The sequence below is a fragment of the Hydrogenophaga palleronii NBRC 102513 genome (assembly GCF_001571225.1).
Classification (GTDB): Bacteria; Pseudomonadota; Gammaproteobacteria; order Burkholderiales; family Burkholderiaceae_C; genus Hydrogenophaga; species Hydrogenophaga palleronii.
Genome location: NZ_BCTJ01000037.1, coordinates 1 through 24,544 on the forward strand (window position 1 = coordinate 1; position 24,544 = coordinate 24,544).

35 protein-coding genes are annotated in these 24,544 nt (G+C 65.8%); 25 read left to right on the forward strand and 10 right to left on the reverse strand.

Translation table 11 applies throughout. The features are described 5' to 3' along the window. Positions 1-68: 68 nt before the first annotated feature. The 12 genes from rpsJ to HPA01S_RS18840 all read left to right on the forward strand — a co-directional run bounded on the left by rpsJ (position 69) and on the right by HPA01S_RS18840 (position 6,099). On the forward strand, positions 69-383 hold the full coding sequence (gene rpsJ, locus HPA01S_RS18785) for a 30S ribosomal protein S10 (protein WP_056266806.1): 315 nt from the start codon (positions 69-71) through the stop codon (positions 381-383). A gap of 204 nt (positions 384-587) precedes the next feature. Further along, on the forward strand, positions 588-1,262 hold the full coding sequence (rplC, locus tag HPA01S_RS18790) for a 50S ribosomal protein L3 (RefSeq protein ID WP_066272344.1): 675 nt from the start codon (positions 588-590) through the stop codon (positions 1,260-1,262). Then, positions 1,262-1,882, forward strand: a complete 621-nt coding sequence (gene rplD / locus HPA01S_RS18795; RefSeq protein WP_066272345.1) for a 50S ribosomal protein L4 — start codon at positions 1,262-1,264, stop codon at positions 1,880-1,882. Before rplC ends, rplD begins: the two co-directional genes overlap by 1 nt. Then, a complete protein-coding gene (gene rplW / locus HPA01S_RS18800) occupies positions 1,879-2,193 on the forward strand; it encodes a 50S ribosomal protein L23 (protein WP_066272347.1) in 315 nt (104 codons plus the stop codon). Before rplD ends, rplW begins: the two co-directional genes overlap by 4 nt. 2 nt (positions 2,194-2,195) lie before the next feature. Further along, complete coding sequence (gene rplB / locus HPA01S_RS18805; protein WP_066272349.1) at positions 2,196-3,020, forward strand: 50S ribosomal protein L2; 825 nt, start codon at positions 2,196-2,198, stop codon at positions 3,018-3,020. A 12-nt stretch (positions 3,021-3,032) separates the two neighbouring features. Continuing rightward, the gene (rpsS, locus tag HPA01S_RS18810; RefSeq protein WP_066272351.1) at positions 3,033-3,308 is read left to right on the forward strand and encodes a 30S ribosomal protein S19; all 276 of its coding nucleotides are present in this window, start codon (positions 3,033-3,035) and stop codon (positions 3,306-3,308) included. 9 nt (positions 3,309-3,317) lie between these two features. Beyond that, positions 3,318-3,647 (forward strand): 50S ribosomal protein L22, encoded by a 330-nt coding sequence (gene rplV, locus HPA01S_RS18815; RefSeq protein ID WP_066272353.1) that lies wholly within the window; start codon positions 3,318-3,320, stop codon positions 3,645-3,647. A 15-nt stretch (positions 3,648-3,662) separates the two neighbouring features. Beyond that, complete coding sequence (rpsC, locus tag HPA01S_RS18820) at positions 3,663-4,541, forward strand: 30S ribosomal protein S3 (protein ID WP_066272354.1); 879 nt, start codon at positions 3,663-3,665, stop codon at positions 4,539-4,541. 2 nt (positions 4,542-4,543) lie between these two features. Next, the gene (rplP, locus tag HPA01S_RS18825) at positions 4,544-4,960 is read left to right on the forward strand and encodes a 50S ribosomal protein L16 (RefSeq protein ID WP_066272355.1); all 417 of its coding nucleotides are present in this window, start codon (positions 4,544-4,546) and stop codon (positions 4,958-4,960) included. 16 nt (positions 4,961-4,976) lie between these two features. Next, positions 4,977-5,183: a 50S ribosomal protein L29 gene (rpmC, locus tag HPA01S_RS18830; protein WP_066272356.1), complete on the forward strand. Its 207-nt coding sequence runs from the start codon at positions 4,977-4,979 to the stop codon at positions 5,181-5,183. 9 nt (positions 5,184-5,192) lie between these two features. Further along, positions 5,193-5,462 (forward strand): 30S ribosomal protein S17, encoded by a 270-nt coding sequence (rpsQ, locus tag HPA01S_RS18835; protein ID WP_066272358.1) that lies wholly within the window; start codon positions 5,193-5,195, stop codon positions 5,460-5,462. A gap of 130 nt (positions 5,463-5,592) precedes the next feature. Then, positions 5,593-6,099, forward strand: coding sequence for a peroxiredoxin (locus HPA01S_RS18840; RefSeq protein ID WP_066272361.1), 507 nt, complete (start codon positions 5,593-5,595; stop codon positions 6,097-6,099). Positions 6,100-6,188: 89 nt separating this feature from the next. On the opposite strand, the gene HPA01S_RS18845 is transcribed toward HPA01S_RS18840, so the two are convergent. After that, positions 6,189-6,686: a GNAT family N-acetyltransferase gene (locus HPA01S_RS18845; RefSeq protein ID WP_066272362.1), complete on the reverse strand. Its 498-nt coding sequence runs from the start codon at positions 6,684-6,686 to the stop codon at positions 6,189-6,191. Positions 6,687-6,765: 79 nt separating this feature from the next. Then, the gene (locus HPA01S_RS18850; protein WP_066272364.1) at positions 6,766-7,440 is read right to left on the reverse strand and encodes a cytochrome b/b6 domain-containing protein; all 675 of its coding nucleotides are present in this window, start codon (positions 7,438-7,440) and stop codon (positions 6,766-6,768) included. Between the two features lie 156 nt (positions 7,441-7,596). On the opposite strand from HPA01S_RS18850, the gene HPA01S_RS18855 reads away from it, so the two are divergent. Then, positions 7,597-8,049, forward strand: coding sequence for a c-type cytochrome (locus tag HPA01S_RS18855; RefSeq protein WP_066272365.1), 453 nt, complete (start codon positions 7,597-7,599; stop codon positions 8,047-8,049). 100 nt (positions 8,050-8,149) lie between these two features. Here HPA01S_RS18855 and HPA01S_RS18860 read toward each other — a convergent pair whose 3' ends face one another. Then, a complete protein-coding gene (locus HPA01S_RS18860; protein WP_066272366.1) occupies positions 8,150-8,683 on the reverse strand; it encodes a TlpA family protein disulfide reductase in 534 nt (177 codons plus the stop codon). Positions 8,684-8,760: 77 nt separating this feature from the next. Here HPA01S_RS18860 and HPA01S_RS18865 point away from each other — a divergent pair, with 77 nt between their 5' ends. After that, positions 8,761-9,462, forward strand: coding sequence for a DUF4197 domain-containing protein (locus tag HPA01S_RS18865; protein WP_066272367.1), 702 nt, complete (start codon positions 8,761-8,763; stop codon positions 9,460-9,462). Between the two features lie 36 nt (positions 9,463-9,498). On the opposite strand, the gene HPA01S_RS18870 is transcribed toward HPA01S_RS18865, so the two are convergent. Further along, a complete protein-coding gene (locus HPA01S_RS18870; protein WP_157085092.1) occupies positions 9,499-9,930 on the reverse strand; it encodes a thioredoxin fold domain-containing protein in 432 nt (143 codons plus the stop codon). Between the two features lie 29 nt (positions 9,931-9,959). Then, positions 9,960-11,228: a CaiB/BaiF CoA transferase family protein gene (locus HPA01S_RS18875; protein ID WP_066272370.1), complete on the reverse strand. Its 1,269-nt coding sequence runs from the start codon at positions 11,226-11,228 to the stop codon at positions 9,960-9,962. Between the two features lie 66 nt (positions 11,229-11,294). Between HPA01S_RS18875 and HPA01S_RS18880 the strand changes: the two genes are divergently transcribed. The 5 genes from HPA01S_RS18880 to ptsP all read left to right on the forward strand — a co-directional run bounded on the left by HPA01S_RS18880 (position 11,295) and on the right by ptsP (position 15,723). Then, the gene (locus tag HPA01S_RS18880) at positions 11,295-11,861 is read left to right on the forward strand and encodes a hypothetical protein (RefSeq protein WP_066272372.1); all 567 of its coding nucleotides are present in this window, start codon (positions 11,295-11,297) and stop codon (positions 11,859-11,861) included. A 29-nt stretch (positions 11,862-11,890) separates the two neighbouring features. Next, on the forward strand, positions 11,891-13,174 hold the full coding sequence (locus HPA01S_RS18885) for an MFS transporter (RefSeq protein WP_066272375.1): 1,284 nt from the start codon (positions 11,891-11,893) through the stop codon (positions 13,172-13,174). Between the two features lie 9 nt (positions 13,175-13,183). Then, positions 13,184-13,630, forward strand: coding sequence for a PTS sugar transporter subunit IIA (locus HPA01S_RS18890; protein ID WP_066272376.1), 447 nt, complete (start codon positions 13,184-13,186; stop codon positions 13,628-13,630). Next, on the forward strand, positions 13,599-13,868 hold the full coding sequence (locus tag HPA01S_RS18895) for an HPr family phosphocarrier protein (RefSeq protein WP_066272378.1): 270 nt from the start codon (positions 13,599-13,601) through the stop codon (positions 13,866-13,868). The genes HPA01S_RS18890 and HPA01S_RS18895 overlap by 32 nt, the downstream gene beginning before the upstream one ends. Positions 13,869-13,977: 109 nt before the next feature. Beyond that, positions 13,978-15,723: a phosphoenolpyruvate--protein phosphotransferase gene (gene ptsP, locus HPA01S_RS18900; RefSeq protein WP_066272380.1), complete on the forward strand. Its 1,746-nt coding sequence runs from the start codon at positions 13,978-13,980 to the stop codon at positions 15,721-15,723. 180 nt (positions 15,724-15,903) lie between these two features. Here ptsP and HPA01S_RS18905 read toward each other — a convergent pair whose 3' ends face one another. The 5 genes from HPA01S_RS18905 to HPA01S_RS18925 all read right to left on the reverse strand — a co-directional run bounded on the left by HPA01S_RS18905 (position 15,904) and on the right by HPA01S_RS18925 (position 19,683). Beyond that, positions 15,904-16,824, reverse strand: a complete 921-nt coding sequence (locus HPA01S_RS18905) for a DMT family transporter (protein ID WP_066272381.1) — start codon at positions 16,822-16,824, stop codon at positions 15,904-15,906. Between the two features lie 138 nt (positions 16,825-16,962). Continuing rightward, positions 16,963-17,664 carry an AraC family transcriptional regulator gene (locus HPA01S_RS18910; RefSeq protein WP_066272383.1) on the reverse strand — a complete coding sequence of 234 codons (702 nt, stop codon included), beginning with the start codon at positions 17,662-17,664 and terminating at the stop codon, positions 16,963-16,965. A 1-nt stretch (position 17,665) separates the two neighbouring features. After that, positions 17,666-18,682: a lipoyl synthase gene (gene lipA / locus HPA01S_RS18915; RefSeq protein WP_066272385.1), complete on the reverse strand. Its 1,017-nt coding sequence runs from the start codon at positions 18,680-18,682 to the stop codon at positions 17,666-17,668. Between the two features lie 27 nt (positions 18,683-18,709). Further along, a complete protein-coding gene (gene lipB, locus HPA01S_RS18920; protein ID WP_066272387.1) occupies positions 18,710-19,402 on the reverse strand; it encodes a lipoyl(octanoyl) transferase LipB in 693 nt (230 codons plus the stop codon). Further along, on the reverse strand, positions 19,399-19,683 hold the full coding sequence (locus HPA01S_RS18925) for a DUF493 family protein (RefSeq protein ID WP_066272389.1): 285 nt from the start codon (positions 19,681-19,683) through the stop codon (positions 19,399-19,401). Before HPA01S_RS18925 ends, lipB begins: the two co-directional genes overlap by 4 nt. A 346-nt stretch (positions 19,684-20,029) precedes the next feature. Here HPA01S_RS18925 and HPA01S_RS18930 point away from each other — a divergent pair, with 346 nt between their 5' ends. The 6 genes from HPA01S_RS18930 (at position 20,030) to atpA (ending at position 24,536) form a co-directional block, all read left to right on the forward strand. Next, complete coding sequence (locus tag HPA01S_RS18930) at positions 20,030-20,536, forward strand: ATP synthase subunit I (protein ID WP_084360825.1); 507 nt, start codon at positions 20,030-20,032, stop codon at positions 20,534-20,536. A gap of 26 nt (positions 20,537-20,562) precedes the next feature. Further along, the gene (gene atpB, locus HPA01S_RS18935) at positions 20,563-21,429 is read left to right on the forward strand and encodes a F0F1 ATP synthase subunit A (protein ID WP_066272393.1); all 867 of its coding nucleotides are present in this window, start codon (positions 20,563-20,565) and stop codon (positions 21,427-21,429) included. Positions 21,430-21,507: 78 nt separating this feature from the next. Beyond that, positions 21,508-21,753 (forward strand): F0F1 ATP synthase subunit C, encoded by a 246-nt coding sequence (gene atpE / locus HPA01S_RS18940; RefSeq protein WP_009519254.1) that lies wholly within the window; start codon positions 21,508-21,510, stop codon positions 21,751-21,753. 124 nt (positions 21,754-21,877) lie between these two features. After that, positions 21,878-22,348 (forward strand): F0F1 ATP synthase subunit B, encoded by a 471-nt coding sequence (locus tag HPA01S_RS18945; protein ID WP_066272394.1) that lies wholly within the window; start codon positions 21,878-21,880, stop codon positions 22,346-22,348. Between the two features lie 40 nt (positions 22,349-22,388). Further along, positions 22,389-22,919, forward strand: coding sequence for a F0F1 ATP synthase subunit delta (locus HPA01S_RS18950; RefSeq protein ID WP_066272396.1), 531 nt, complete (start codon positions 22,389-22,391; stop codon positions 22,917-22,919). A gap of 54 nt (positions 22,920-22,973) precedes the next feature. After that, positions 22,974-24,536, forward strand: coding sequence for a F0F1 ATP synthase subunit alpha (atpA, locus tag HPA01S_RS18955; protein ID WP_066272398.1), 1,563 nt, complete (start codon positions 22,974-22,976; stop codon positions 24,534-24,536). The last annotated feature ends 8 nt before the right edge of the window (positions 24,537-24,544 follow it).

The following is a 24,544-nucleotide window of genomic DNA, read 5'->3' on the forward strand; positions in this document are numbered from 1 at the left end:
TTCGCGAAGGCGGTCGCACCGTCGGCGCCGGCGTGGTTGCCAAGATCATCGCGTAAGGAGCGGCCATCATGTCGACCAAACAAAAGATCCGCATCCGCCTCAAGGCTTTTGACTACAAGCTGATCGACAGCTCGGCTGCCGAGATCGTGGACACCGCCAAGCGCACCGGCGCGATCGTCAAGGGTCCCGTGCCCCTGCCGACCCGCATGAAGCGCTTCGATATCCTGCGTTCGCCGCACGTCAACAAGACCAGCCGTGACCAGCTCGAGATCCGCACCCACCAGCGTCTGATGGACATCGTCGATCCGACCGACAAGACGGTCGATGCGCTGATGAAGCTCGACCTGCCGGCCGGCGTGGACGTGGAAATCAAGCTGCAATAAGCCTGCTTGTCGCATCGCTTTGCCGGGTGATCGCCCGGTAAGGCTTGCGGAGAAAAAGCCCGCCGGGTATACTGGCGGGCTTTCCGGCTTCTGGCCGGAGATTTCGTGGTGCCGATTGATCCTCGTGATTGGCGGCCCCTTAGCGCGAAACCCCGGTTTCGCACCATCAGCCCCGGCCAATTGAAGTCGGGAACGGAGAAAACAATGAGTCTTAGCAACTCCCTCGGGTTGTTGGGTCGCAAGGTGGGCATGATGCGTCTGTTCACCGATGACGGGGACGCAGTGCCTGTCACGGTGGTCGATGTGTCGAACAACCGAGTGACACAAGTCAAAACCCTGGCCAACGACGGCTACGATGCGCTGCAGGTCACGTTCGGTGTCCGTCGCGCTTCCCGCGTGACCAAGCCCGAAGCGGGCCACCTGGCCAAGGCCGGTGTCGAAGCCGGTGAAATCATCCAGGAATTCCGCGTCGCCTCCGACGTTGCTGCCCAGTACCAAGCCGGTGCCGTGGTTGCCCCCAACGCGCTCTTCGCGGCGGGTCAGAAGGTGGACGTGCAAGGTACCTCGATCGGTAAAGGCTTCGCCGGCACCATCAAGCGCCACAACTTCAGCTCGCAGCGCGCGTCGCACGGTAACAGCCGTTCGCACAACGTGCCGGGCTCCATCTCCATGGCTCAGGATCCTGGCCGCGTGTTCCCGGGCAAAAAGATGACCGGGCACCTTGGCGATGTGACCAAGACCATCCAGAACCTCGACATCGTGCGCGTGGACGAAGCCCGTCAGCTGCTCATGATCCGCGGTGCCGTCCCCGGCTCCAACGGCGGTTTCGTGACCGTGCGTCCCGCCATCAAGGCCCAATCCGGCAAGGGAGCAAACTGATGCAAGTTGAACTCCTGAACGACCAAGGCCAGGCCTCGTCCAACGTGGACGTGCCCGAGACCGTGTTTGGTCGCGACTACAACGAAGCCCTGATCCACCAACTCGTGGTGGCTTACCAGGCGAACGCCCGTCAAGGCACGCGTGCACAAAAAGACCGTCAGATGGTCAAGCACTCGACCAAGAAGCCGTTCAAGCAAAAGGGCACTGGCCGCGCACGCGCCGGTATGACGTCCTCGCCGCTGTGGCGTGGGGGCGGTCGCATTTTCCCGAACAGCCCTGACGAGAACTTCACCCAGAAGCTCAACAAGAAGATGTACCGCGCCGGCATGGCGTCCATCTTCTCGCAGCTGGTGCGTGAGGGCCGTCTGGCCGTGGTCGATTCCATGAAGGTGGACTCGCCCAAGACCAAGCAGCTGGCCGACAAATTCAAGGCGATGAATCTGCAATCCGTACTGGTGATCGCTGAAGAAGTCGACGAGAACCTGTACCTGGCTTCGCGCAACCTGCCCAACGTGCTGGTGGTCGAGCCGCGTTACGCCGATCCGCTGTCGCTGGTGCATTATAAGAAGGTCATCGTCACCAAGGCGGCGATCGACCAGCTCAAGGAGATGTTCGCATGAGCGTCACAAAATACGACGAAGGCCGCCTGATGCAGGTCCTCGTGGCACCGATCGTGTCCGAGAAAGCCACCCAGGTCGCCGAGCAAACCAACGCCGTGATGTTCAAGGTGTTGCGCGATGCCTCCAAGCCCGAAATCAAGGCCGCCGTTGAACTGATGTTCAAGGTGCAGGTCAAGGGCGTTTCCGTGCTCAACCAGAAGGGCAAGTCCAAGCGCTTTGGCAAGACGGTCGGTCGCCGCGACCACGTCCGCAAGGCCTATGTGACGCTCATGCCGGGTCAAGAGCTCAACTTTGGTGGAGAGGGCGCTTAATCATGGCAGTCATCAAGATGAAACCGACCTCGCCAGGCCGTCGCGGCATGGTGAAGGTCACGCGTGACCACCTGCATAAGGGTGAAGGTTTTGCACCGCTGCTGGAACCCCAGTTCCAGAAGGCCGGCCGCAACAACAACGGTCACATCACCACCCGCCACAAGGGCGGTGGTCACAAGCACCACTACCGCGTTGTCGACTTCCGTCGCAACAAGGATGGCATCCCGGCAAAGGTCGAGCGCATCGAGTACGACCCGAACCGCACGGCGCACATTGCGCTGCTGTGCTACGCCGACGGCGAGCGCCGCTACATCATCGCCCCGCGTGGCGTTGAAGTGGGCGCGACCCTGCTGTCCGGCTCGGAGTCGCCGATCCGCGTGGGCAACACCCTGCCGATCCGCAACATCCCGGTCGGTTCGACCATCCACTGCATCGAGCTGCAGGTCGGTAAGGGCGCGCAAATCGCCCGTTCCGCCGGCGCCTCGGCCGTGTTGCTGGCCCGTGAAGGCATCTACGCCCAGGTGCGCATGCGCTCCGGCGAAGTGCGCAAGGTCCACGTGGATTGCCGCGCCACCATCGGCGAAGTGTCCAACCAGGAACACAGCCTGCGCCAGTTGGGCAAGGCCGGTGTGAAACGCCACATGGGCATCCGCCCGACCGTTCGCGGTACCGCTATGAACCCGATCGATCACCCGCACGGTGGTGGTGAAGGCAAGACCGGCGAAGGCCGCGCTCCGGTGGATCCGTGGGGCAACCTGACCAAGGGCTATCGCACCCGCAACAACCGCCGCACGCAGTCGATGATCGTCTCGCGTCGCAAGAAGTAAAGGGTTGACAACATGACTCGCTCACTCAAAAAAGGTCCGTTTGTCGACCATCACTTGCTGGCCAAGGTTGAAAAAGCCCAAGCCACCAAGGACAAAAAGCCCGTCAAGACCTGGTCGCGCCGCTCGATGGTCCTGCCCGATTTCATCGGCCTGACCATCGCCGTGCACAACGGCAAGCAGCACGTGCCCGTGTACATCACCGATCAGATGGTGGGACACAAGCTCGGCGAGTTTTCGCTGACGCGCACGTTCAAAGGCCACCCGGCCGACAAAAAAGCGAAGAAGTAAGGACAAACCATGGAAACCCGCTCTATCGTTCGAGGCGTTCGCCTCTCGGTCGACAAAGGCCGACTGGTTGCCGACCTGATTCGTGGCAAGAAGGTCGACCAGGCGCTCAACATCCTGACGTTCACGCAGAAAAAAGCTGCCGGCATCGTCAAGAAGGCCCTGGAGTCCGCCATCGCCAACGCTGAACACAACGATGGCGCCGACATCGACGAACTGAAGGTCACGACCATCTACGTCGAACAAGGCACCACGCTCAAGCGCTTCTCGGCCCGCGCCAAAGGCCGCGGCAACCGCATCAGCAAACCCACGTGTCACATCTACGTGACGGTTGGCAACTGAAGAGGTCACAGGAATATGGGACAGAAAATCAACCCTACCGGGTTCCGCCTCGCAGTTTCCCGCAACTGGGCCAGCCGTTGGTACGCCAGCAACCGCGATTTCGCGGGCATGCTGGCCGAAGACATCAAGGTGCGTGAGTACCTCAAGGGCAAGCTGAAGAACGCCGCCGTTTCGCGCGTCGTGATCGAGCGTCCCGCCAAGAACGCACGCATCACCATTTACTCGGCACGTCCGGGCGTGGTGATCGGCAAGAAGGGCGAAGACATCGAGAAGCTGAAGAAAGAACTGGCCGCCAAGTTGGGCGTGCCCGTTGCGGTCAACATCGAAGAAGTGCGCAAGCCCGAAATCGATGCCAAGCTGATCGCCGACAGCATCACGCAGCAGCTCGAAAAGCGCATCATGTTCCGCCGCGCCATGAAGCGCGCCATGCAGAATGCGATGCGCCTGGGCGCACAAGGCATCAAGATCATGTCGTCGGGCCGTCTGAACGGCATCGAAATCGCACGTTGCGAGTGGTACCGCGAAGGTCGCGTGCCACTTCACACGCTGCGCGCCGACATCGACTACGGCACGTCCGAAGCCCGCACCACCTACGGCATCATCGGTGTCAAGGTGTGGGTCTACAAGGGCGACACCCTGGGCCGCAACGATGCACCCGTGGCTGCCGAGCCGCGTGTGGAAGAAGAGCGTCGTCCGCGTGGTCCGCGCCGCGAGCGTCCGGCAGGTCCTCCTGCCCGCGCCGCAGTGCGTCGCCCTGGCGCCAATGCCGCCCCGGCCGATGGCAGCGACAAGCCTGCCGAAGCCACCGCTGGCACCGAAACCAAACCCGCCGTTAAGCGCGTTCGCAAAGACGCCGCGCCCGCATCTGCAGCTGCGGACGGCAAAGGAGAATAAACATGTTGCAACCTGCTCGCCGCAAGTTCCGTAAAGAACAAAAAGGCCGCAATACCGGCGTTGCCACCAGTGGCGCCACCGTCGCGTTCGGCGACTTCGGCCTGAAGTCGACCGACCGCGGTCGCCTGACGGCACGCCAGATCGAGGCCGCACGTCGTGCGATCTCCCGTCACGTGAAGCGTGGCGGCCGTATCTGGATCCGCGTGTTCCCGGACAAGCCGATCTCGAACAAGCCTGCCGAAGTCCGTATGGGCAACGGCAAGGGCTCGGTCGAGTACTACGTGGCTGAGATCCAGCCCGGCAAGGTGCTCTACGAGATCGTGGGTGTGCCCGAACAGCTGGCGCGTGAAGCGTTCACGCTGGCCGCCGCCAAACTTCCGCTGCGCACCACGTTCGTGACGCGCATGCTGGGCCAGTGATTCAGGAGAACACAAGATGAATACCTCTGAACTGCGCCAAAAGGATGTGGCCGGCCTCGAAGCCGAAGTGAAAGCCCTGCAAAAGGCCCACTTCGGTCTGCGCATGCAAAAAGCCACGCAACAACTCAACAACAACGCCGTGCTGGGTGATACCCGCCGTGCGATCGCTCGTGCCAAGACCATCCTGGCCGAGAAGCAGCGTGCCGACGCCGCTGCCAAATAAGGAGTGACCATGACGGAAGCTAAAACATCCCTCAAGCGCACCTTGGTTGGCAAGGTGGTCAGCGACAAGCGCGCCAAGACCGTGACGGTCCTGGTCGAGCGCCGTGTGAAGCACGAGCTCTACGACAAGATCGTGGCGAAGTCGAGCAAGTACCACGCGCACGACGAAAAGGGCGAGTACAAGACGGGCGACGTGATCGAGATCACCGAAAGCCGTCCGCTGTCCAAGACCAAGAACTGGGTTGCCACCCGCCTGGTGCAAAAGGCCGCGCTGGTGTGATCTCCCTTTGCGCTGTTCGCAGCGCAGAATGCAAAAGCGACCGACAATTCGGTCGCTTTTTCTTTTTCCGGGCCTGCTTTTTCGCAGGCCTTTGCCACGGCCCGAGGGCCGGTACCAACAGGAGCACAAGATGATCAAAGTGGGTGACAAGATCCCGGCGGCCACGCTGATGGAATACGTGGAAGTCGAAGGCAATGGCTGCAGCATCGGCCCGAACCCGGTGGACGTGCTCAAGGCCTCGGCCGGCAAGACCATTGCCGTGTTCGCACTGCCCGGTGCGTTCACGCCGACTTGCTCGGCCAAACACGTGCCGGGTTATGTGCAGCACGCTGCCGACTTCAAGGCCGCGGGCGTGGACGAGATCTGGTGCCTGAGCGTGAACGACGCCTTCGTCATGGGCGCCTGGGCACGTGACCAGAAGACGGCCGACAAGGTGCGCATGCTGGCCGACGGCAGCGCCGACTTCGCCAAGGCCACCGGCCTCACGCTGGACCTCACGGCCCGCGGCATGGGCCTGCGCAGCAACCGCTACTCGATGCTGGTCAAGGACGGCGTGGTGCAGTCGCTCAACGTCGAAGGCCCGGGCAAGTTCGAGGTCAGCGACGCCGACACGCTGCTGGCCCAGGCCAAGGGCTGAGTGCGGTGCCGCTCCGGCGGCTGCAAAAAAACAAAAGCCGCCGGTGGTGACACCGTGCGGCTTTTTCTTTGGACGAAGGAAACGCCCAGCTAGAGCTCGACCTTGAGGTAGTGGGCCCCGGCAATCGGGTTGTGATAGTAGGGCGGGACCTCCACGAAACCCGCTTCCTGGTACAGCGCGCGCGCGGTTTCCATGTCACTCAGGGTGTCGAGCAGCATGGTGGTGTAGCCGGCCAGATGGGCTTCGCTCAGCACCCGGTCAACCAGCTGCCGGCCGAGGCCGAAGCCGCGGAACGCCGGGCGCACGAACAGGCGCTTCATTTCGCAGGCGTTGAGGTGGTCGGTGTTGTAGAGCGGGCGCATGGCGCAGCAGCCGGCCGGCTCGCCGTCCACAAAAGCCAGCACCAGGCTGCCGGCGGGGGCGGCATACACGCCGGGCAGTTCGGCCAGTTCGGCTTCAAAACCCTGGAAGCCGAGGTCGATCCCGATGTTGGCCTGGTAGTCCAGGAACAGGCCGCGCACGGTGGACACATCGTCGGGGAACAGGGCCGGTCTCAGGGAGATCTCGGCGGCTGTGGAAGCGTTCATGGTGGCGGAGACGGGCCGCGTGGCCTGGCTGTGGTCGGGGGGCCACTATACGACAGCACGGCCCCGGCCCAGGTGGGCGTCAGAAGGACGGTGCGCCGCCCAGCCCCACCACCCAGCGCACTACCAGCGCGCTCAGTGCCAGCACGATCAGCGCCAATGCGCGCGAGCCGGCGCTGTCGCGCGCCGCGGGAACGGCCACCGGCAGGTGCTTGTCGCCGAGCACCATGGGTTTGACCAGCCCCTGCTTCCTGACCCACTTGTAATAGGCGATCGCCACCAGGTGCAGGCCGACGAGCGCGAAGATCAGCAGCTTGCCGATGTCCTTGTGGTACGCGGTGGCGGCCGCCACGGTCTCGCCCGAAACGAAGCGCGTGAGCGGGCCGAAGAAGGAAATTTCGTCGTCGCTCAGCAGGCCGCTGCCGACCTGGGCCGCCAGGATCAGCAGCAGTGCAAACACCGACAGCGCGCCCAGCGGGCTGTGGCCCACCTGGTGCTCGGGCCGGCCGCGGCCCTGCAGATAGGCCACCAGCGAAGAGGGCGCGTAGATGAAGCTGCCGAAGCGCGACCAGCGCCCGCCGACAAAACCCCAGACCAGCCGGAACAGCAGCAGCGTGAGCACCGCATAACCCAGGCGCAGGTGCCAGTTCATCCAGTTGCCACCGATGCTGCCGGTGACGATGAGGCCGATGACGCTGGCGGCGAGCAGCCAGTGGAAGAGACGGGTGGGCAGATCCCAGACGCGGACGGTGTGCATGGTGAGGTGAACGTGGAGCTTGGGTTGGATGGATACGACGAGATGGAGCCGGTATACCTGAAAAGGGTTCCGAAGGAACTTTGCAGCAGCCCCTACACTCCTCAGCGGGTGGCTCACCGAGCCACGCCACGCCCCACAACCACTTCAAACACGCACATGAAAATTGCTGCCTCACTCGCGCTGGCCCTGGCCGCCGCAGCCCTCTCCGCGCCCGCCATGGCGCAGTTCCAGAAGCCGGAAGACGCGGTGAAGTACCGCAAGGCCAGCTTCACCGTGATGGCCAGCCACTTCGGCCGCATCGGCGCCATGGCCAATGGCCGCGCACCGTTCGACGCCAAGGTCGCCGCCGAAAGCGCTGCCATCGTGGAAACCATGAGCAAGCTGCCCTGGGAAGCCTTTGGCGCCGGCACCGACAAGGGCGACACGCGCGCGCTGCCGGCCATCTGGACCGAGCAGGCCAAGTTCAAGGAAGGCGCCGACAAGCTGCAGGCCGCCACGGCCCAGCTGAACGCGGCCGCCAAGACCGGCAACCTGGACAGCGTGAAGACCGCCTTCGGCGCAGTCGGCCAGACCTGCAAGGCCTGCCACGACGCCTACCGCAAGAACTGAGCACGCCAACCCGGGCACAACGGCCCGGAACGCGCGCAAAAAAGCCGGGCATGTCCCGGCTTTTTTTGTGGGCCTGCAGAGGCCAACTTGCGCGGAGCGGTCAGGCCTGCTGTGCCAGCAGCTCTTCGATCAGACGGTGCAGGGCCGGGAAATCGGGCTCGCCCACATAACGCTTGACGATGCGGCCTTGTTTATCCACCAGGTAGGTGGTAGGCGTGAGCTTGACGTCGCCCCACTGCTTGGCCACGTCGCCGGTGTTGTCGATCGCCACCTTGAAGGGCAACTGGCGCGTTTGTGCGAAGTTGAGCACCCAGGCCGGCGGGTCGTATTCCATCGCCACGGCCAGCGTCTCGAAGCCCTTGTCCTGGTACTTCTGGTAGGTCGCCACGATGGAGGGCATTTCCTTCACGCAGGTGACGCAGGTGGTGGCCCAGAAATTCACCAGCGTGACCTTGCCCTTGAGCTCGGCGGTGGTGAACTTGTTGCCGTCGAGCAGCACGAAGGTCGAGTCGGGTGCGGGGTCGCGGCCGCTGCAGCCGGTGGTGGCCAGGCCCAGTGCGCCGATGGCGCCGAGCGCGGCGGCCGCGCGCAGTGCGCGCCGGCGGTGCAGGCCCGAAGGGCTGAGATCCGTCATTGTGTTTTCACTTCCCGGGGGCTACATTGCCCCTCGTCATTCATTCATTGAACAGCCTGTTTCCCGGAGGAACCGCCATGCAGCGCCGCCAGTTTACCCAGTCCACCGCGATGATCGGCCTGCTGATCCTGACCGCCCAGCAGCACGCCAGGGCTTTGAGCCTGGGCGACCTGTCCCAGGCCGATGCCAGCCAAGGCATCAAGGTGGCGCTGGAAAAGGGCGCGGTGGCCGCGGTTGCCTTGTTGGGCAAGACCGATGGATTCCTCGGCAATCCAAAAGTTCGGATTCCCTTGCCCGGTTTTCTCGAAGACGCGTCCAAGCTGCTCAAGCTGACCGGCCAGGGCAAACGGGTCGACGAGCTCGTCACCAGCATGAACCGCGCGGCCGAAGCCGCCGTGCCGATGGGGCGCGATGTGCTGGTGAACGCGGTCAAGTCCATGAGCGTGACCGACGCCAAGAACATCCTGACCGGTGGCGAGAACTCGGTGACCCAGTTCTTCGCCGACAAGACACGCTCGCCCTTGGGCGAGAAGTTCCTGCCCATCGTGACGCAGGCGACCGAAAAGGTTGGCCTGGCCAAGACTTACAACAAGGTGGCGGGCAAGGCCGCCGGCATCGGTCTGGTGAAAGGCGAGGACGCCAACATCCAGCGCTATGTCACCGGCAAGTCGCTCGATGGGCTCTACACCATCATCGGGGAAGAGGAGCGCAAGATCCGCCAGGACCCGGTCGGCACCGGCAGCGCCATCCTGCAGAAGGTCTTTGGCGCCATCAAGTAAATGGCGAATCCGGTGCGGAAGTGAGCGCGGGCTCGTTCAGCGAGGCTTGTCGCCCTTGAGTGCCTGCCGCGCTTCGCGTAGGCGGGCCTCCAGATACTCGCCGTAGAAGTCGGGCACGGCAATGCCCACCAGGCGCTCCGCCAGTTCGCGGCCATCGGGGCCGAAGAACAACACGGTGGGTGTGAAGCGCGCCTTCCAGGCCCGCGCCAGATCGGCAGGCGTGCTGAGTTGGCCGTCAAAGCCCTGCACGTTGCCGGTGCGGTCCATCACGTCGAGCTGCACCGCCACCAGCAGGCCGTCGCGGCGCATCGGCAGCAGGTAGCTGTTGCGCACGATGGCGCAGTAGGGGCAGCCGGTGAGGGTGGTCATCACCACCAGCGGTTCGCCGCGCGCGGCGGCGGCCTGGGTGGCGCCGCGCAACGAGGTCGGGGTGGGCAGGGCGGCGGGCGGCGGGGCAATCTGGTTCATGTCGGTTCGGTGTCGGAGGGGCGTGGAGGTCAGACCGCGCCGCTGCGCTGGAGTTCGGCCAGGCGCTCGGGCGGGCAGTCCAGCCAGTCGTTCAGCACCTCGGCCGTGTGCTGGCCCAGCAGGGGTGGTGGCAGGTCGCTGCGCACCGGGGTGGCGCTGAGCTTGAGCGGGCTGGCCACCAAGTCGACCTGCGCGGCCAGCGGGTGCGACGTCCAGCGGTGCACCATGCCGCGCGATTGCAGGTGCTCGTCGGCAAACACCTCGTCCAGGCTGTTGATCGGGCCGCAGGGCACCTTGGCTGCTTCGAGTGCGCCCAGCCAGTCGGCCTTGCTGCGTGTCTTGAGCACCGCGGCCAGCAGCGGCACCAGCACCTCGCGGTGGCGCACCCGGTTCTGGTTCTGGGCGAAACGCGCATCGCTGGCCAGCTCGGGCGTGCCGGCGACGGCGCAGAACTTGGCGAACTGGCCGTCGTTGCCGACCGCCAGGATGATGTGCTGCGCCTGGCCCTGGGCGTCGGGCGCGACCTCGAAGGCCTGGTAGGGCACGATGTTGGCGTGTGCATTGCCGGCGCGGCCCGGCACCTTGCCGTCCTCGCGGCCGCGCACCAGGTAGTTGGCGCCCAGGTTGGCCAGCATCGCCACCTGCGTGTCGAGCAGGGCCATGTCGATGTGCTGACCTTCGCCGGTGCGTTCGGCGTGGCGCAGCGCGGCCTGGATGGCGACGGTGGCGTACAGGCCGGTGAACAGGTCGGCCACCGCCACACCCACCTTCTGCGGGCCGCCGCCGGCTTGGTCGTCGCGCTCGCCGGTCACGCTCATCAGGCCACCCATGGCCTGGATCGCAAAGTCGTAACCCGCGCGCTCCTTGTACGGCCCGGTCTGGCCGAAGCCGGTGATCGAGCAGTACACCAGGCGCGGGTTGATCGCGCGCAGCGTGTCCCAGTCCAGTCCGTAGCGCGCCATGTCGCCGACCTTGTAGTTCTCCACGAACACGTCGGCGCGCGCCACCAGTTCGCGGATCAGCGCCTGGCCTTCGGGCGTGGCGATGTCGCAGGTGATGGAGCGCTTGTTGCGGTTGGCGCCCAGGTAGTAGGCGGCTTCGGCGGTGTCGGCACCGTCGTGCCCGCGCAGAAAGGGCGGGCCCCAGCCGCGTGTGTCGTCGCCACCCGGGTGGCCGGCGCGCGAAGGGCGCTCGACCTTGACCACATCGGCACCAAGATCGGCCAGGGTCTGCGTGCACCACGGGCCGGCCAGCACGCGCGACAGATCAAGTATGCGGATACCATCCAGAGCATTCATGTTGCCATTGTGCGCGAGGCCGCCCCGCTGCGGTGTCCCGGCAGTGGCCCCTCTGGCTGGAACCCCATGTCTGTTCCTTTCTTCGGCTGCACGCCGTGCCACCGCCTGCGCGCGCTGGCATTCTTGAGTGCCACCACGCTGCTGCTTGTGGCCTGCAGCCCGACCTTCAACTGGCGCGCGCTGCGGCCCGAAGGCGCGGCCGTGCAGGCGCTGATGCCCTGCAAACCGGAGAGCGCCACCCGGCCGGCGCCGCTGGACGGTGGTGCGCCGGTGGAGCTGCACATGCACAGCTGTGAGGCCGGCGGCCTGACCTTCGCCCTGGCCTGGGCCGAGCTCGGTGATGCGGCCCGCGTGCCCGCCGCGCTGGCCGGCTGGCGCCGCGCCTCGCTGGTGGCGGTGCGGGTGGACCCGGCACGCGCCGACGACCCGGACAACACCTTTGATGCGACGGTGGCCGGCGCTGCGCAGGTGCAAGGCCTGCGCGCGCAGGGCACCGGCCCGACCGGCCAGCCGGTGCAGATGCGCGCCGTGCAACTGGCGCGCGGCACGCAGGTGGTGCAGGCGGCGGTGTACGGCCCGGCCGTGAGCGACGAGCTGGCCGCGACCTTCTTCGAAGGCATCAAGCTGCCATGAGCACAACGCAGCGACCCGGGCCGGTGCGCATGCCGCCCGGCACGCCGACACCCCCGGCTCCGCACGGCGAGGTGCTGGCGGCACGTGCCGCCGTCATCGTGTTCCTGAGCTTTGCGCTGGCCTACTTTTTCTCCGCCCTGCTGCGCGCCATCACGGCCACGCTCTCGCCCACGCTGAGCGAAGAGATGTCGCTCAACGCCGGCCACCTCGGCCTGCTGGCCGGTGGGTACTTCTTCGGTTTTGCGCTGACCCAGCTGCCGCTGGGCAACTGGCTGGACCGCCACGGCCCGCGCACCGTGGTGCTGTGGTTCCTGGCGGTGGCGGTGGTCGGCTGCGTGGCGTTTGCGCTGGCCACCAGCTTCAGCGGCCTGCTGGTGGCGCGTGTGCTCATCGGCATGGGCGTGAGCGCGTGCCTGATGGCGCCGCTCACCGGCTTTCGCCGCTGGTTCACACCGGCGGCGCAGATGCGCGCCAACTCCTGGATGCTGATGACAGGCTCCTTCGGCATGCTGGCGTCCACCCTGCCGGTGCAGTGGCTGATGCCGCTGACCGGCTGGCGCGGCCTGTTCTGGTTGCTCGGCGGGCTGATCGTGTTGTCCATGGTCGGCCTGCGGTTCATGGTGCCGGGCTGGCGCCGCCACGTGCCGGCGCCTTTGCCGGCCGGAGAGAGCGAGCCGCCCGCGCCGGGCTACGGCACCATCTGGCGCCACCCTTACTTCCGCCAGATGGTGTCGGTCGGCTTCGTCAACTACGGCGGCATGATCGCGGTGCAGACGCTGTGGGCGGGGCCCTGGATGGTGTACGTGGCGGGGTATACGCCGGCACAGGCCGCGGGCGGGCTGTTCGGCATCAACCTCTGCATGCTGTGCACCTTCTGGCTCTGGGGCATGGTCAACCCGCGCCTGTCGCACCTGGGCTGGCGGCCCGAGCGCCTGATCGCCTGGGGCATGCCCCTGAGTTTTCTGGTGCTGGGCAGCATCGTGCTGCTGGGCCCGCGGGCCGGCTGGCCGCTGTGGGCGCTGTACTGCATGAGCTGCACGGTGTGCTCGCTGTCGCAGCCGGCGGTGGCGCTGGCCTTGCCGGCGCAGGCCGCCGGGCGTGCGCTGTCGGCCTACAACCTGGTGATCTTCTCCGGCGTCTTCGTGGTGCAGTGGGGCATCGGCCTGCTGGTGGACGCGCTGTCCCTGTTCGGCGGCAGCGAAGTGGCGCACTACCGGGGCGCCATCGGCATCTTCGGTTTGTGCGGCGTGCTGGCTTATGCCGCCTTCCTGCGCGCCTACCTGCGTGGCCGCGCGGTGGCGGCGGCGGGCTAAACTGCGGCCATGAACGGCATCCTCATCCTGGCACACGCGCCGCTGGCCTCCGCACTGCGCCAGTGTGTGCTGCACGTGTTCCCGGACAGCGCCGACGCCGTGGCCGCGCTCGATGTGCAGCCCAACGTGCCGCCGGAAGAATCGCTGGCGCAGGCGCGTGTGCTGATGCACCAGATGCAGCTGCCGCAGACCCTGGTGGTGGCCGACGTGTTCGGCGCCACCCCGTGCAACGTGGCCCAGAAGCTGGTTGACGGTATCAATTCCAAACTCATCACCGGGGTGAACCTGCCCATGCTGTTGCGCACCGTGTCGTACCGCCACGAATCGCTGGACGCGCTGATCTCGCGCGCCATGATCGGCGCCACGCAGGGTGTGATCCAGGTGGCGGTGACCGCTCCGCAGAACCAGGCCAGACGAACCAGCCATGATCAAGACCACCGCGACCATCAGCAATAAGCTCGGACTGCACGCGCGCGCTTCCGCCAAACTCACCAAGCTCGCCGGCGGCTTTGTCTGCGACGTCTGGATGTCGCGCGGCGAGCGGCGCGTCAATGCCAAGAGCATCATGGGCGTCATGATGCTGGCCGCGGGGCTGGGCAGCGAGGTCGAGATCGAGACCAGCGGCCCGGACGAACAGCCTGCGATGGACGCGCTGCTGGCGCTGATCAACGACCGTTTCGGCGAGGGCGAATGAAGCGCGGGCCCTCACGCTCCACGGCCGCGCATGACGTGGCCCCCCAAGGGATCTGGACCGGCCTTGGGGCGGCACAGACGCACCGGTCCTTCACGGCGGGGGTGGCGCAATGACCATCTCCATCCACGGCTTGGCCGTCTCCCGGGGCATCGCCATCGGGCGCGCGGTCGTGGTGGCGTCCAGCCGCATGGACGTCGGGCACTACTTCGTGCCGTCCGACCAGATCGAGAACGAGATTCAACGCCTGCGCCACGCGCGCAACGCGGTGGTGGAGGAAATTCTCAAGGTGCAGCAAGGCCTGCAGGACCTGCCGAACGACGCCCACCCCGAACTCAGCGCCCTGCTCGACGTGCACCTGATGCTGCTGCAGGACGAGCAGCTCACCAGTGGCGTGAAGCACTGGATCGTCGACCGCCACTACAACGCCGAATGGGCGCTGACCACCCAGCTCGAGGTGATCGCGCGCCAGTTCGACGAGATGGAAGACCCCTACCTGCGCGAACGCAAGGCCGACCTGGAGCAGGTGGTCGAGCGCATGCTGCGCTTCATGCGCGGCGTGGCCTCTCCGGTGGCGGCGGGAGCCGACGGCCGCGCCAGCGCCGACAGCGAAGTGCCGCTGGTGCTGATCGCCCACGACCTCTCGCCGGCCGACATGCTGCAGTTCAAGCAGAGCGTGTTCGCCGGCTTCGTCACCGACGTGGGCGGCAAGACCAGCCACACCGCCATCGTCGCGCGCAGCATGGACATTCCGGCGGTGGTCGGCGCGCGCTCGTGCAGCCACCTGATCCAGCAGGACGACTGGGTCATCATCGACGGCGATGCCGGCGTGGTGCTGGTCGACCCTTCGCCCATCCTGTTGGCTGAGTACGGCTTCAAGCAGCGCCAGGGCGAGGTCGAGCGTGATCGCCTCTCGCGCCTGAAGAACACGCCGGCGGTGACGCTGGACGGGCAGAAGATCGAGCTGCTGGCCAACATCGAACAACCCGAAGACGCGGTGGGTGCGCTCAAGGCCGGCGCGGTGGGTGTTGGCCTGTTCCGCAGCGAATTCCTGTTCATGGGGCGCAGCGGCAAGCTGCCCGATGAAGAAGAGCAATACCAGGCCTACCGGCGCGCGGTCGAGGGCATGCAGGGCCTGCCGGTGACCATTCGCACCGTGGACGTGGGCGCCGACAAACCGCTGGACCGCGGCGCCTCACGCCCGGCGGACGACTACCTCAACCCGGCGCTGGGCCTGCGTGCGATCCGCTGGAGCCTGGCCGAACCTTCGATGTTCCTGGTGCAGTTGCGCGCCATCCTGCGCGCGGCGGCGCACGGCCCGGTGAACCTGCTGATTCCGATGCTGGCGCACGCCAGCGAGATCCGCCAGACCCTGGCCTTGATCAACCGTGCGCGCGAACAGTTGGACAACGGCGGCCAGTCCTATGGCCACGTCAAGCTCGGCGCCATGATCGAGGTGCCCGCCGCGGCGCTGACCATTCCGCTGTTCCTGCGGCACTTCGATTTCCTCTCTGTCGGCACCAACGACCTGATCCAGTACACGCTGGCGATCGACCGCGCCGACGAGGCCGTGTCCCACCTGTATGACCCGGTGCACCCGGCGGTGCTGCAACTGCTGGCCGGCACCATCGCGCAATGCCGCGAGCACGGCAAGGGTGTGAGCGTGTGCGGCGAGATGGCGGGCGACGTGACACTCACGCGCCTCCTGCTCGGCCTGGGGCTGCGCAGCTTCTCCATGCACCCGTCGCAGATCCTGGCCGTCAAGCAACAAATCCTTCGCTGCGACACCACCCGCCTGCAGACCTGGGCGCAGAGTGTGCTGGCGGCGGAAGACCCCGCTGCGTTGATGACCGACTGAGCGAGGCGCCCCAGATCGGTTTTGAACCGAGACGGAGCGCGACCAGGAACGCATGAAGTAGCCTCGACCAGGGGCAGCAAGGGTCCGGCTCCGCCGGCCCAAGCTGCCGTCCCCCCTCGAAGGGCCGCAGGCGTGCCACGGAGGGGGGAAGCCGCGCAGCGGCGCAGGGGGGCGTTCAAATCAACGGCGGTGCGCCGAGATGCCCGCCAGCACACTGGCGCCGACCAGCAGCATCGCCAGCGTCTCCAGCGCGGTCGGCCAGCGCGCTTCCCACAGAAAACCGTAGAGCAGGGCGAACAGGGTTTCGAACAGGATCATCTGGCCGATCATGGTCAGCGGCAGCAGGCGGCTGGCCTGGTTCCAGAACGCGTTGCCGACGACCGACGCCACCACCGCCATGCTCACCGCCACGCCGATGAAGCCCCACCATTGCGCGGGCGTGTGTTCACCGGCACCACCCATGAACGCCGGCACCGCCAGCAGCAGCGCCAGCCCGCCGGTGACCAGGCCGGTGAGCAGACTCCAGTCGTGCGAAGACACGTGATCCAGCCGCAGCAGCCAGCGGCTGTTGCTCACCGCGTAGGTGGTCCAGGCGGCCAGCGCACCGACTGCGCAGAGAAAGCCGGTGAGCCTGGTGGCCACCGGCGCTGCCGACGGCACGCCGAGCGCCTGCCAGGCCACGCACAGAATGCCGGCCAAGCCGAGCGTCAGCGTGAGGGCGAGCCGGCGCAGCGGCAACGCACCGTGGCCGCGGCTGCCGATCAGCGTGACGGCCACCGGCAGGAAACCGATCACCAGCGAGGTCATGGCCACGCCGCCGAGCTGCACGGCGGTGGCCAGCAGCACGTAGTAGACGATGTTGCCGAGCAGGCTCAGGCGCAGCAATGCCAGCCATTCGGCGCGGCCCAGCCGGGGCGCGAGCGCGCGCCAGCGCGGCGCAATCAGGGCCAGCGCCACCAGCCCGTAAGCCAGGTAACGTGCGGCGGAAAGCTGCAGCGGCGAGAAGTCGCGCGCGAGTTCGGGGGCCAGGAACACCAGGCCCCAGGCGGCGCCGGCAGCGGCGCCGAAGCCGATGCCCAGCCAGAGTTTGTGCTGGCTCATGCGGGGCGCGGGCGAAGAGGGGTGTCTCTCATGGTGGCGAGCTTAGCCCGGGCCATCGTCGCGATCCGCCGCTGCCGCGTCGCGCAACGCCGGTCTCGCCGATCGGTTTGGTGGGGCCGGTGTGCCTGCGGGCGCGGCTCAGTCGCGCGCGCTGTCGCGGCGCAGCGCGGCCGTGAGTGCCGAGGGTGAGCGGTAGCCGGCGCGGCGCGCGGTGTCAGCCACGCTCAGGCCGCTGGCGCGCCAGGCGCGGGCCTGCGCCAACCGCTGCCGGCGCTGCCATTGCATCGGGCTCTCGCCCTGTTCGGTGATGCAACGCGCGCTGAACTGCGAGGCGCTCAGGTGCACCTGGGCGGCCAGCTCGGCCACGCTCAGCGGCAGGTGCCAGCGCGTCTGCAGCCAGCCGTGCAGGCCGGCCCAGTCGATCTCGCGCCGTGGCCGTTCCGGCGCCGTGTTGGTGGCGAAGGCTTGTGGTGTCCAGGCTTCGAGCAGCAGGCTGGACCCCAGGCGCCGTGCGCGCGGCAACTGCCGGGTGACGGCGTCGGCCAGGTAGTGCGCCAGCGCCTGCACACCGGGTGGCGGGGTGGTCAGCGCACGTGCCCAGGCCGGGTCGTGTGAGTCCAGCACCAGGCAGCGTGTGGCGCCCTGGCCTTCAAAGTCGTGGCGCTCGCCGGGTGGCACCACACAACCGTCACCGGCACCGATGCGCTGGCCGCGCCCGGCCACTTCCAGTTCGAGCACACCGCTCAGGCCGACCAGGATCTGGAAATGCCCGTGGTCGTGGCTGCCATGCGAGGCACCGTAGTCGCGCACGCTCAGGAGGTCGAGCGGCGCGAGAGGCACCTTATTTCTCCGTCGGGTTCAACACGCCGTGCGCCTGCTGGTCGGCGTGGTACGAGCTGCGCACCATCGCGCCCACGGCGGCGTGGGTGAAGCCCATCTTGTAGGCCTCGGCCTCGAACATCTTGAAGGTGTCGGGGTGCACGTAGCGGCGCACCGGCAGATGGTGGCCGCTGGGTGCGAGGTACTGGCCGATGGTCAGCATGTCGATGTTGTGCGCGCGCATGTCGCGCATGACCTCGAGAATTTCTTCGTCCGTTTCGCCCAGGCCGACCATCAGGCCGCTCTTGGTCGGCACGTGCGGGAACAGGGCCTTGAACTTCTTCAGCAGGTTCAGGCTGAACTGGTAGTCGGAGCCCGGGCGCGCCTCCTTGTACAGGCGCGGCACGGTTTCGATGTTGTGGTTCATCACATCGGGCGGCGCGGCCTTGAGGATGTCGAGCGCGCGGTCGTCGCGGCCGCGGAAGTCGGGCACCAGCACCTCGATCTGCGTCTGCGGCGAGAGCGCGCGGGTCTGCTCGATGCAGGCGACGAAGTGGCCGGCACCGCCGTCGCGCAGGTCGTCGCGGTCCACGCTGGTGATCACCACGTACTGCAGGCGCAGCTGGGCAATGGTCTTGGCCAGGTTGGCGGGCTCGTCCACGTCCAGCGGGTCGGGGCGGCCGTGGCCGACGTCGCAGAACGGGCAGCGCCGCGTGCACTTGTCGCCCATGATCATGAAGGTGGCCGTGCCCTTGCCGAAGCATTCGCCGATGTTCGGGCAGCTGGCTTCCTCGCACACCGTCACCAGCTTGTTGCTGCGCAGGATGTCCTTGATCTCGTAGAAGCGCGTGGTCGGGCTGCCGGCCTTGACGCGGATCCAGTCGGGCTTCTTCAGCGTCTCGGCCGGCACGATCTTGATCGGGATGCGCGCCGTCTTCGCCTGGCTTTTCTGCTTGGCGGTGGCGTCGTAGCTGGCAGCGGGCTGGGCGTCGCGGACGGTGCTGCTGGCGAGAGCCGTGGAGGTGTCGGGACTGGTCATGTCGAGGGCGCTGTTGCGCGGGTTGGGTCAGGGGGCGAGCGTGGCCGCGAGCTTCTGGCTCAGGACTTGCGCCGCCTCATCCCATGAAACGGCGACCCCGATTGTAGAAAGATCGACCGTTTGCAGGCCGGCGTAACCGCAAGGGTTGATGCGCTGGAAGGGTTGCAGGTCCATCGCCACGTTCAGCGCCACCCCGTGGTAGGTGCAGTGGCGGCTGACCTTGATGCCCAGCGCGGCGATCTTGCCCAGTCCCACGAAGTCGGGCGCAGGCAGCGGTTCGCCGGGCAGGCGCTTTTGCGGGCGCTGCGGCAGCAGGGCGTGGCTGCCCGGGTCGTCCAGCCGCACGTAGATACCGGGCGCGCCGGCCACGCGGTGCCCGGTGACACCGAACACGTCGAGGCTGCGGATCACCGCCTCTTCGACGCGGTAGACGAACTCCTTGACGAAATAACCCGCACGCTGCAGGTCGATCAAGGGGTAGGCCACCACCTGGCCGGGGCCGTGGTAGGTCACCTGGCCGCCGCGGTTGGTGGCTACCACCGGAATGTCGCCCGGGGCCAGCAGGTGGTCCTCACGCCCGGCCAGGCCCTGGGTGAACACCGGCGGGTGCTCGCACACCCAGAGTTCATCCGGCGTGCCGGCGTCGCGCTCTGCGGTGAAGGACTGCATGGCCGCGTAGGTGCTGTCATAGGGCACCCGGCCCAGGGCGCGCACGATCACAGCACGATCTTCACCATGGGATGGGTGGTCAGCGTGCGGTACAGCTCGTCGAGCTGCTCGCGGCTGGTCACGTGCACCGTCAGTGTCACACCCAGGTAGTTGCCGGCCTTGCTGGGGCGCAGTTCGACCGTGGCGGCATCGAAGTTCGGATCGAAGCCGCGCGCGACGTGCGTCATGGCGGTCACGAAGCCGTCCACGTTGGCGCCCATGACCTTGATGGGGAAGTCGCTCGGGTAGGTGATGAGCGATTGTTCGGGCGGGATTTCGGGGGAAATGTCCATGCGGGAGCTCCAATGTCAGGCCGCCTGCGCGGCCATTGCCTTCTGTTCTTGATTTAACGGGGATGCGCTGGATGCGGGCCTGTGGCTCCGCATGAATGCGATGCCCGGCGCTGTTTATTTCTTCATGCTGACGCGGGCCCCCGGTGCGGGTCGTCGGCCCCGTCCGGCATGCACGGGGTGTCGGGCCAGTCGGTTAAGGTGAATTATCGGCCGGGCGGTGATCCGGGGCGGGCGCAGCCGCACGCACGTCACAAGATGTTGACGCCCCGCTGGGGTTTCTACGTATAATGAGTGGCTTTGCAACCCGGGCGATTCTGTCGTCCGTTTGTCACGCGCGAGGTCGAACATGACGCAAGGCCATTCGATCCCGCCGGCACTGACAGAGTCAGAAGATGGGGTGCAGGATTCGGATTTCAAGCCGCTGACGCGTGAACAAGCGCAGCAGTGGCGGATTGGTCAGCCGGTGCTCTCGCTCTGGCGGCTGGTTCTGGTGCAGTGGCTGGTGGGATTGGTGGCGAGCATTGTGGGTGGGCTGCTGTGGCAGTCGTCTGCGGTGGCGTGGTCCATCCTGTATGGCGCAGCGGCGGTGGCGGTTCCTTCGGCCTTGATGGCCTACGGTCTGACCTCCAGTGCGATGTCCCGCTTGTGGGCAGCGCAGGCCAACGCGGCGTTTGCCGGTTTCCTGTTTTGGGAGGGCGTCAAGATCCTGTTGGCGGTGGTCATGTTGGCCGCTGCTCCCTGGGTGGTGGTTCCCCTGAGTTGGCTCGGCCTTCTGGTCGGGCTTGTGTTGGTTCTCAAGGTCTACTGGTTCGGGTTTTTCATCCAGACCAGGCGATCAAATGCAAACGGTTGACTCTCCGGCTCATCGGACAAACGAACATGGCTGCTGAAGGTACTTTGACTCCAGGCGAATACATTCGCCATCACCTGGTCCATCTGACCAACCGCAAGCAGGAATCCATCGTCGATTTCTCGATCATCAACATCGACTCGGTGGTGACGAGCGCGCTGCTGGGCCTGCTGACCGTGTTCGTGCTCTGGCTGGCTGCGCGTGGCGCCACCGCTGGTGTGCCGGGCCGGTTCCAGGCTGCCGTCGAGATGCTGGTGGAAATGGTCGACTCGCAGGCCAAGGCGGTGATCCACAACGCCAAGAGCCGCAAGCTCATCGCTCCGCTGGCCCTGACCGTGTTCGTCTGGATCTTCATGATGAACTTCATGGACATGATCCCGGTCGACCTGATTCCGCAGATCTGGCACAGCGCCGGCCCTGCCATGGGTTACCCCGACTACCTGCGTGTCGTGCCGACCGCCGACCTCTCGACCACCCTGGGTCTGTCGGTCTCGGTGTTGCTGCTCTGCCTGTTCTACAACATCAAGATCAAGGGTCTTGGCGGCTGGGCCCACGAACTGGTGTGCGCACCTTTCGGCACCAGCAAGAACCCGGTCTTTGCGTTGCTGCTGGGCGTGGTCAACTTCCTGATGCAGATGATCGAATTCGTCGCCAAGACGGTGTCGCATGGCATGCGGTTGTTCGGCAACATGTTCGCGGGCGAACTGGTGTTCATGCTGATCGCCCTGCTGGGGGCCTATGCCACCCTGTCGCTGGGCGGCGGCCTGTTCTTCGTCGGTCACCTGATTGCCGGCACGGTGTGGACGCTGTTCCACATCCTGATCATCACGCTGCAAGCGTTCATCTTCATGATGCTGACCCTGATCTATCTGGGCCAAGCACATGATGCGCACTGACGCGGCGCGTTAGCCCGTCATCGGTTTTCTCTCTCGTTTCTTTTCTTTCTCAACAAACTTCCACTTACAGGAGTCATCATGGAAAACGTTCTGGGTCTCGTCGCACTGGCTTGCGGTCTCATCGTCGGTCTGGGCGCCATCGGCGCATCCATCGGCATCGCGCTGATGGGCGGCAAATTCCTCGAATCGTCGGCACGTCAGCCTGAACTGATGAACGACCTGCAAACCAAGATGTTCATTCTGGCTGGCCTGATCGACGCGGCCTTCCTGATCGGCGTGGCCATCGCCCTGCTGTTCGCCTTCGCCAACCCGTTCACACTGTAATGGGCTCGCTGCCCTGCGCGGGCGGGCTCTGTGGTGACGGCCTTCACTCCCGTCTCCACCCATCCCCGCTCGTGCCGGCAGTCGGTGCGTCACCACTCTTGTCAATACACAGAAAGGCGTTGCGATGAATATCAATGCAACCCTCTTTGCGCAGGCCATCGTCTTCGCGATCCTGGTGCTCTTCACGATGAAATTCGTGTGGCCGCCGATTGCCAAGGCACTTGATGAGCGTGCGTTGAAGATTTCCGAAGGACTGGCTGCTTCCGAGAAGGCCAAGTCCGAGCTGGCCGTGGCCAACAAGCGGGTGGAAGAAGAGTTGAGCAAATCGCGCAACGAGTCCGCTACCCGCCTGGCCGATGCCGAGCGACGTGCCCAGACCGTGATCGAAGAAGCCAAAGCCCGCGCGACGGACGAGGCCGCCAAGATCGTGGCCTCCGCCCGCCAGGAAGCCGAGCAGCAGGTCGTCAAGGCCCGCGAAGCGCTGCGCGAGCAGGTGGCGGCACTGGCCGTCAAGGGTGCCGAGCAGATCCTCAAGCGCGAAATCAATCCCGGCGTTCACGCCGAGTTGCTGGCCCGCCTGAAGACCGAGCTCTGATCCGAGCCTGACGCCACCGACCGGCATTCAAAGGACCACCATGGCAGAAATCGCCACCATTGCCCGCCCGTACGCAGAAGCGCTGTTCAAGGCCGCGGGCTCTGACGCGGCCGGCGCTTCGGCCTGGCTCGACGAGCTGGCCGCCCTGGCCGCCAACGAGCAGCTGCGCCAGTTCGCCGACAGCCCCAAGACCCTGCCCGATCAGGTGCTCTCGCTCATCAGCGGAGTGCTCAAAGGCAACCTGCCGACCATGGGCCAGAACTTCCTGCGCACCGTGATCGACAACGGCCGCATCGAGGCACTGCCTGAGATCGCCGCCCAGTTCCGTGCGCTGAAGAATGCGCAGCTGGGTGCGTACGACGCCGTGGTCTACAGCGCCTTCGAGGTGGATAGCGCCGCGCTGGCCGAGCTCTCCGGGGTGCTGGAAAAGCGCTTCGGTCGCAAGCTCAACCTCCAGGTGACCCTGCAGCCCGATCTGATCGGCGGCATTCGCGTGGTGGTGGGCGACGAGGTGCTCGACACCTCGGTCAAAGCCCGCCTGGAACAAATGAAGATTGCCCTGACGGCCTGACGGCTGTTTTTCCGGGCGCGCCTGCTCACCATTTAACGAAAGAAGGAAAGAGTCATGCAACTCAATCCCGCCGAAATCTCCGAATTGATCAAGTCCCGCATCGAAGGTCTGGGCGCATCCAGCGATGTGCGCAACCAGGGCACCGTGGTGTCGGTCACCGACGGTATCGTCCGTGTCCACGGCCTGTCCGACGTGATGCAGGGCGAAATGCTGGAATTCCCGGCCAACAAGGACGGCGTGCCTTCCTTCGGCCTGGCCCTGAACCTCGAGCGCGACTCCGTCGGCGCCGTGATTCTGGGTGAGTACGAGCACATCTCCGAAGGCGAAACCGTCAAGTGCACGGGCCGCATTCTGGAAGTGCCGGTCGGTCCCGAGCTGATCGGCCGCGTGGTCAACGCGCTGGGCCAGCCCATCGACGGCAAGGGCCCGGTCAACGCCAAGCTCACCGACGTGATCGAAAAGGTCGCACCGGGCGTGATCGCCCGTAAATCGGTGGACCAGCCGGTGCAGACCGGCCTGAAGTCGATCGACTCCATGGTGCCCGTCGGCCGTGGCCAGCGCGAGCTGATCATCGGTGACCGCCAGACCGGCAAGACCGCCGTGGCGATCGACGCGATCATCAACCAGAAGGGTCAGAACATGACCTGCGTTTACGTCGCGATTGGCCAGAAGGCCTCGTCGATCAAGAACGTGGTGCGTGCCCTGGAGCAAGCCGGCGCGATGGACTACACCATCGTGGTCGCCGCTTCGGCTTCCGAATCCGCTGCCATGCAGTACCTGTCGGCCTACTCCGGCTGCACCATGGGCGAGTACTTCCGCGACCGCGGCCAGGACGCCCTGATCGTGTACGACGACCTGTCCAAGCAGGCCGTGGCCTACCGCCAGGTGTCGCTGCTGCTGCGCCGCCCGCCAGGCCGCGAAGCCTACCCCGGCGACGTGTTCTATCTCCACAGCCGTCTGCTGGAGCGTGCAGCCCGTGTCAACGCCGACTACGTCGAAGCCTTCACCAAGGGTGAAGTCAAGGGCAAGACCGGTTCGCTGACCGCACTGCCGATCATCGAAACGCAGGCCGGTGACGTGTCCGCTTTCGTGCCGACCAACGTGATCTCGATCACCGACGGCCAGATCTTCCTGGAAACCAGCCTGTTCAACGCCGGTATTCGCCCCGCCATCAACGCCGGTATCTCGGTGTCGCGCGTCGGTGGTGCTGCACAGACCGACCTGATCAAGAAGCAGTCCGGCGGTATCCGTACCGACTTGGCCCAGTACCGTGAACTGGCTGCGTTCGCGCAGTTCGCTTCCGACCTCGACGAAGCCACCCGCAAGCAGCTCGACCGCGGTGCCCGCGTGACCGAACTGCTCAAGCAGGCCCAGTACGCGCCGCTGCCGATCAGCCTGATGGCTGCCACGCTGTTCGCCGTGAACAAGGGTTACCTGGACGACATCGAAGTCAAGAAGGTGCTGCCTTTCGAAGCCGGCCTGCATGCTTTCCTGAAGGACAAGCACGCTGCCCTGCTGCAGAAGATGGAAGCCGGCAAGGCCCTGGACAAGGACAAGGAAGCCGAAGCCCAACTGGCAGCCGCCGTCGCCGAGTTCAAGAAAACCGGCACGTACTGAACCGGCCC